The organism is Vibrio sp. D173a (assembly GCF_030248475.1).
Genome location: NZ_JAHGAH010000743.1, coordinates 1 through 918, shown reverse-complemented (window position 1 = coordinate 918; position 918 = coordinate 1). Strand labels below are relative to the sequence as shown.

Below are 918 nucleotides of genomic sequence, written 5' to 3'. Positions count from 1 at the left end.
ACCAACTTTACTTCAGGTTTGCTTCTCGGTGCACGCTATCAAATTAACGATTGGTCTGACTTGAACATCGCCTACAAATCGACCTGGGTTGATTACGAAAACAAAGGGACCTTTGAGTATGACACCGCATCACAGGGGTTCCTCATCGGCTGGGCTGCTCATTTTTAAATCAGTATTTTCTTTACCAGTGAACACCAACTCGCATACTAACCGTGGTTTGTGTTTAAGTTCTATTAAAACGCCCCCTAATTCAATCCTATTTAAGCTCTAGAAACACTTAATTCTCTGGGGCTTTTTTAGTCTATTTTAGATAGAAGACATAAAATAAACCATTAATAATCAGAACCTAAGACTTGCAACACCCTCACCCATCACATCTAAAAAAATATAATTACCTCCTTCAAAACCACCAGCTTAGTTATTGATAAATTTAATTGCTCTTAAACCTATTTGAACGGTGTTTTTTATTTTTAAAATATCACTAGAATCCTCTCCCGAAATTTATCAACTAGAGTGAAAACAATGAAAAAATTAGTTTTAGCAATGTGTATTATGGCGTCAACTTCAGCACTAGCATCAAATGAAATGTATGCTTTGGGTGGCGTAGGCATTGATAGTGGTGATGTCGGTGGTCAATTCACCTTCGGTAGTCAAATCATGCACAGCAATTGGCATGTTGAATCAACGTTACTTGCGATTAGCTTAGATGACACCTATAGCTACAATAATGGTAATGACACTATTGAGAAAAAAGAGAAGTTCGATACTTTGATGTTCTCAGTAGCCCCTATGTACAAACACAGTTTTAGTGACAATTTCGCTATTTTTGGTAAAGCCGGTTTGTTCTTCTCACACTCAGACACAAAATTGACCTTCAACTACTCTAACCAAAACAGCGAGGTGTCAAAAGGCTCCCAT

1 protein-coding gene is annotated in these 918 nt (G+C 37.6%); it reads left to right on the top strand.

Going from position 1 to position 918, the window contains the following annotated elements:
- Positions 1 to 522: 522 nt before the first annotated feature.
- Positions 523 to 918 (top strand): hypothetical protein (locus KIV40_RS28955; RefSeq protein WP_285352674.1); only part of this gene is annotated, 396 nt, incomplete at its 3' end.